Source organism: Pseudovibrio sp. POLY-S9, from assembly GCF_001431305.1.
Classification (GTDB): domain Bacteria; phylum Pseudomonadota; class Alphaproteobacteria; order Rhizobiales; family Stappiaceae; genus Pseudovibrio.
Genome location: NZ_LCWX01000200.1, coordinates 41540 through 42736 on the forward strand (window position 1 = coordinate 41540; position 1197 = coordinate 42736).

Consider the following 1197-nt stretch of genomic DNA (forward strand, 5'->3'; position numbering starts at 1 on the left):
CGTTATGCGTTTGATCCGGGGCCTGCGCCGCTACATGCCAAAGCGGATGTGGTGGATGAGTGCTTTGGCGCTGAGAGCACGCTGGAAGTTGTGGACCGTCTGCGCAAGTTGCAGGGCTCGGAGCATGATGACTTTGCAGTTGCTGCTCTGGAAACGATTGGCAAGCGGTCTCCGCTCAGCATGGAAGTTGCTTTTCAGCAGGTGCGGCGCGGTGCGGGGCTTTCCATGGCCGAGTGTATGGTCATGGAGCATCGGATTGTTTCGCAGATTCTGCTGGGCAAGGATTTCTATGAGGGTGTACGAGCTGTGATTATCGATAAGGATCACGCCCCTAAATGGCAGCATTCAAGCCTCGATGAAATAAAAACAGTTGATGTTGAGGCCCATTTTATGTCACCGAAGGGGGGTGACCTCGTATTTTAACGGGGCAAGGGGCTTACTGCCGTGATTGAGGCAGATTTGTAAGGTGGAGCTTTAGGTATGCCTGGCGTTTTTGTAGAGCTGATGAAGAGGGTTCCCTCCTTTCAGTTTTTGCTGCATGCGTATGTCAGGCTGCTTGCCGTCTTCATGCTGTTTGCAGGCCTAAGCTATTGGGGCGCAATACTTGGTGTGCGCCTGATTGACGGTGCTCCGTTTGAGAGCGTCGGCGTACAAGTGCAGTCTACCATTATCTTTTTCGCTATTCTCGATCTGGTGACTGCCATTGGTCTGTGGCTGCTTTCCAGCTGGGGAACGGTGATGTGGTTGTTCCGCTCACTGGCGCAGGTGGTGATGTATTCCGTGTTTCCTATGGTCTTTGGTCGTAGTCCGACTGAGGTCGTATTCTACATCAGTGCAATCGCCCTTTATCTCGTTCTGCTTTACCTTGCAGAGCGAGAGGAGCGGGCCTGATCGACCAAAGTTCAGTTTGGTCTGTAACTCATTGAAATTTACTGTTTTGCAAACTGCCGTTCACGTCAAATTGATCTGAGCGAACCCTAAGTGATCAGCTTGGGGCAAGTTCTGAATGTTCAAAATCCTGACGGACGGCGATTTTCGGGAGGATGCAATGGGAGAAACTGTTCTTCGCGTTGCTTTTATTGGTCTTGGCAATATGGGCGGCCCTATGGCTGCAAATCTTGTCAAAGCCGGACATGAAGTCGTCGGTGTAGATCTTTCTGAAGAGGCGCGTACTGCGTTTCAGGCTGTGGGCGGGCA

At 51.8% G+C, this 1197-nt stretch carries 3 protein-coding genes; all 3 read left to right on the top strand.

The window, feature by feature from the left end; genetic code table 11:
• Positions 1-423: enoyl-CoA hydratase/isomerase family protein (locus PPL9_RS33515; RefSeq protein ID WP_208989501.1), on the top strand; the 423-nt coding region annotated here is incomplete at its 5' end.
• A 57-nt stretch (positions 424-480) separates the two neighbouring features.
• On the top strand, positions 481-891 hold the full coding sequence (locus PPL9_RS19730; RefSeq protein ID WP_057464290.1) for a DUF6163 family protein: 411 nt from the start codon (positions 481-483) through the stop codon (positions 889-891).
• Between the two features lie 115 nt (positions 892-1006).
• Positions 1007-1197 (top strand): NAD(P)-binding domain-containing protein (locus tag PPL9_RS19735; protein ID WP_244273428.1); only part of this gene is annotated, 191 nt, incomplete at its 3' end.